The 4055-nt window shown below is 70.7% G+C and carries 5 protein-coding genes; 3 read left to right on the top strand and 2 right to left on the bottom strand.

Annotated features, from left to right (window positions below):
- Positions 1–39: 39 nt before the first annotated feature.
- Positions 40–1143: a serine hydrolase domain-containing protein gene (locus ACRDSQ_RS20095; protein WP_431423176.1), complete on the bottom strand. Its 1104-nt coding sequence runs from the start codon at positions 1141–1143 to the stop codon at positions 40–42.
- Positions 1144–1279: 136 nt separating this feature from the next.
- Entirely contained in the window at positions 1280–1546 is a 267-nt protein-coding gene (locus tag ACRDSQ_RS20100; protein ID WP_431423178.1) for a DUF1876 domain-containing protein, read from the bottom strand.
- A 15-nt stretch (positions 1547–1561) separates the two neighbouring features.
- Here ACRDSQ_RS20100 and ACRDSQ_RS20105 point away from each other — a divergent pair, with 15 nt between their 5' ends.
- The 3 genes from ACRDSQ_RS20105 to ACRDSQ_RS20115 all read left to right on the top strand — a co-directional run.
- Complete coding sequence (locus ACRDSQ_RS20105; RefSeq protein ID WP_431423179.1) at positions 1562–1924, top strand: hypothetical protein; 363 nt, start codon at positions 1562–1564, stop codon at positions 1922–1924.
- A gap of 212 nt (positions 1925–2136) precedes the next feature.
- Positions 2137–2400: a hypothetical protein gene (locus tag ACRDSQ_RS20110; protein WP_431423181.1), complete on the top strand. Its 264-nt coding sequence runs from the start codon at positions 2137–2139 to the stop codon at positions 2398–2400.
- Between the two features lie 142 nt (positions 2401–2542).
- Positions 2543–4055, top strand: a 1513-nt coding sequence (locus ACRDSQ_RS20115; protein ID WP_431423183.1) for an ATP-binding protein, incomplete at its 3' end; no start/stop codon positions are given.

The raw sequence follows: 4055 nt of genomic DNA on the forward strand, positions 1-4055 counted from the left end.
GCACCGGGGTCGGCGGTGGACGCAGACCCCGGAGACCGCTTACGGGCAGAACACCTCGGCGATGACCTCGTCGATCCCGGAGAACTCACCGGCGACCGGGCCGGTGGTGATCGAGAGTTCCAGCCTGGTCTTGGTGTCCTTGGTGCTCACCGCCATGCTGCCGTAGCCGGGGATGCCGCCGTCGTGGCCGAACACGGTCACTCCGCACGGCAACGTGATCTCGGCGATGCCCATGCCGTACCCGCTGGTGAACGGCAGGCTCTTCGTCAGCTCTGCCATCTGCGCGGGAGCGAGCAGTTTCCCCTGCAGCAGCGCCGAAATGAACCGGTCCAGGTCCGCGGTGGTCGAGACCATCTCGCCCGCCGCCCAGCCCCACGACGGGTTGAGCCTCGTGACGTCCACCGGCGGACTGACCGGCTGCGCGTAGCCGTGCGCGTGCGGCCGGGGCAGGTCGACCCGACCATCGGGCACGCTGGTGTGCGCGAGGCCCAGCGGGCGCAGGATGCGCTCCTGGACCGCCTGCCCGTACGGCACGCCGGTGATCTTCTCGATCAGCATGCCGATCACGATGTAGTTGGTGTTGGAGTAGCTCCACTTGGTGCCCGGCGGGAAGTCAAGCGGGCGCGAAGTGGACATCGCGACCAGTTCACCCGGCGCGTACGGCTTGAACCGGATGGTCTCGAAACCGGCGGGATCCAGCGGCATCGCGTTCGTGTAGTTGTAGAGCCCGCTGGTGTGCTGCAACAGGTTTCGCACCGTGATCCGGTCGCCGTCGGGCAGCAGACCGGGAAGGTGGGTCGACACCGGGGTGTCCAGTCCGATCTTGCCCTCGCCGACCAGTTGCAAGGTCACCGTGGAGACGAAGGTCTTGGTGATGCTGCCGATCCGGAAGTGCCCGTTGGTGGGCACCGGCCGGTGTCTGCCGACCTCGGCCACCCCGTCGCGGGCGGTGAAGGACTCCCCGCGGTCGGTGATGCGGACCTGCACCCCCGCGGCGCCATCCGACGCGATCTTGTCCAACGCCGCGCGCACCACATCCCGGTCGATCCGCGGCCCCTGCGCGGTCGCGCTCGCCGCGCCGGTCAGCGCGAGCGCCGTGACCGCCGCCAGCACCCCGGCGCACCGCATTCCCCTGATCCTCATCTGTTTCCCCTCAAGTCTGCAACCGACAGCTCAAGTCTTCCCAAGATCACCTGAGCGCACGACACTCTGAGGTAGGGGCGGGATCATCCCCTGGTAGTAGATCGTCCCCTAGGGGTCGGCTCGGACTCGGCGCGCCTCAGCGGCGCAGGTGCGCGGGCAGATGAGTGATGCCCTCGATGTCCGACGCGGACTTCTCGAGCAGCTGGTGGGCCAGGTCGGCCAACGCCCGGGAGACCGCCAGCTCATCGCCGATCTCGGGGACGTTCGTGTCGTCCGGGCTCAACCGGGCCAGCCCGACGCCGACCCGGGTCTCCTCCGGGGTGGTGAGCCGGGCCTTGGCCCGGGTGCGTTCGCTGTGCTCGTCGATGACGATCTCGATGTGCCAGAGCTTGACCTCGGTCATCGCGCACCTCCGCGAGTGGATCCACCGTACGGCACGGCTTGGGTCCGAGTATCCGGGCTCCGCGCTGTCCCCGCAGGTCTGCCTCGCGCGTCGGGTTTACCGGCCGACGACCAGGGGAAGTCGACAAGATCAGGGCGAACTCAGGAGGAGCCATGGCCGATCGACCCGGACGAACGTAGGGTCCGGTTCCTCGCACTCGGCGCGGGCGGGTTCCTGGGCATCGGGAAGAAGACGCTGCTCGTGGCAGTCGCCGCGGGTCCGGTGTCCGACCCCGAGCTGAAGATCCAACGCGACTACTTCGAAGACGTGTACGGCTATTACGGAGTCGCCCCGTATTGGCTGCCCGGCTACCCGCCGCCTCGGTATCCCTACCTCTGACCGTCGCCTGCCGCCGACATCCTGGGCCGCTCAGCCACGCCGCCTGACCGGACGGTGTCATCCGGTCAGGCGGCGGTTCGCACAAGTTCGGCGCTTCCACAACTCGGGTCGGCCTCGGTCGGTACGTTGCCGACATGAACGTCTCGCGACTCGCAAGAAGTGGGTCCACTACCCGGCGGCCTGCGTCTTCGGGGGGGAAGAAAGACACCAGGGTGATCGTCATCGCCGAATATGACGGTGGCCTGCCGATCAAGAAGGACGGCGAGCACTACCGCGAGATCGATGGTGTGCCCACCGAGAACGAGTTCGACACCAAGACCACCTGCCAGCTCACCTTCGATGTGGGCACGACCAAGGCCAAGGTGTTGGTCGAGGCGCTGTGGGGCCAGGAGAAGTCGTACATGGCGTGCGATATCGGCATCCCGGCGATGAAGGACGTGCTCGAAGCCGCGAAGAAGCCCGGCCCGGTCGGCTGAAACCGGGCCGTCGGCCGTGAACGCACCGTCCACCTCGGACGGCGGACCCAACTGACCCGCATCCGTCCGCCCGATCGGTGTCGCCGGATTTCCGTCACCGGAACGTAAGACCGTGCGGCTCCGGCAGGGGGATGATGATGCGGTGCTGTCCAGGCCGTCCCTGGTCGGCCGGGACGCCGAGGTGTCCCGGCTGACGGACCTGCTCGACGCCGCCCAGACGGGCCGGGGCGGCGGCGCCGTGCTGCTCGGCGAGGCCGGGATCGGCAAGTCCAGCCTCGCCGACGCCGTCGCCGCGCAGGCGACCGCGCGTGGTTTCACGGTCGCTTGGGGTCGCTGCCCCACCCTGAGTCTCGCGCCGTACTGGCCGTGGCGGCAGCTGCTCGCCGCCCTGCCCGACGGCGGCGCCCGCGAACTGCTCGACGGGTCCCGCCCGTCGAGTCGGGCCGAGCTTTTCTCGAGTGTGCTCGCCGTGCTGGAGCACAGCGCCGCGGCGTGTCCACTGGTCCTGCTGCTCGACGACGTGCACCGCGCCGACGAGGCCACGCTCGAGTTGCTCGCGTTCGTCGCCGACCAGGTGCGCGGGACCCGGATCGTGCTCATGGTGATCAGCCGCGACGATCCGGTCGAGCTGGCCGGGCCCGCCGCGTCCACGCTGAGTGGCCTGCCCGCCTGGATGACGCGGCTCGACCTCGCCGGGCTTGGCCCCGCCGCCACCGCCGACCTGGTGCGGGAGGTGACCCCGGCGGCCTCGGACGACCTCGTCGCGAACATCCACCGGCGCACCGGGGGCAACCCGTTCTTCGTCTCCGAGGTGGCGCGACTGCACGCCGGGCGGGAACAGCAGGGTGCCGAGTCCGGTCAGGACGTGCCGACGGCGGTCCAGCACGTGCTGAGCAGGCGGTTCGCCCGAGTCAGCCAGGAGGCGGTGCGCCTGCTCGAGGTGGCGGCGGTCGTCGGCAGGCTCGACGTGCCGGTGCTGGCGGCGGTCAGCGGCCTCGACGAGGACACGGCCCTGGCGCTGCTCGACGAGCCGCTGCGGGCGCGGCTGCTCGTCGGCTCGGGGCCGGACCTGAGGTTCGCCCACGACCTGGTGCGCGAGACGCTGTACGCCGGTCTGAGCGAGCGGTCACGGGCGCGGCTGCACCGTTCGGTGGCCGCCGCGATCCCCGACGGCGATGCGGCCGCGCTGGCCGAGCACTGGGCGCGGGCGCTTGGGCCGGAGGCACGGATGCGGGCCGCCGAACACGCCTTGGCCGCTGGGGAGAACGCGAGCGCGGAACTGGCCTATGAGCAGGCCGCGCGCTACTTCCGCTGGGCGCTGGCCGACGGCGCCGGCGACCCGATCACCGTCCGGCTCGGTCTGGGTCGGTCCCAGGTCCTCGCGGGTGAGGTGAAGGAAGGTCGGGACACGCTGCGGGAGGTCGCCGCCGCCGCGAACCAGGCCGGTCGGCCCGCCGACGCCGTGCGTGCCGTACTGGCGATGGGCAGCGGGCTCGGCGGTTTCGAGGTCGACATCGGCGACGCCGCACAGGAGGGGCTACTCACGCGGGCGCTGGCCGCACTGCCCGACGACGACCTGGCGACCCGAGCCGCGGGACTCGCGCGGCTTTCCCTGGTGCGGGCCCGGACCGCGGCGCCGGAGGAGCGGGCCGAGC

The organism is Actinokineospora sp. (assembly GCF_050699995.1).
Classification (GTDB): domain Bacteria; phylum Actinomycetota; class Actinomycetes; order Mycobacteriales; family Pseudonocardiaceae; genus Actinokineospora.

Excerpts from the sequence above, each read along its gene's own strand:
- ACRDSQ_RS20100 (WP_431423178.1), bottom strand. The coding sequence starts at position 1,546 with ATGACCGAGGTCAAGCTCTGGCACATCGAGATCGTCATCGACGAGCAC.
- ACRDSQ_RS20095 (WP_431423176.1), bottom strand. The coding sequence starts at position 1,143 with ATGAGGATCAGGGGAATGCGGTGCGCCGGGGTGCTGGCGGCGGTCACG.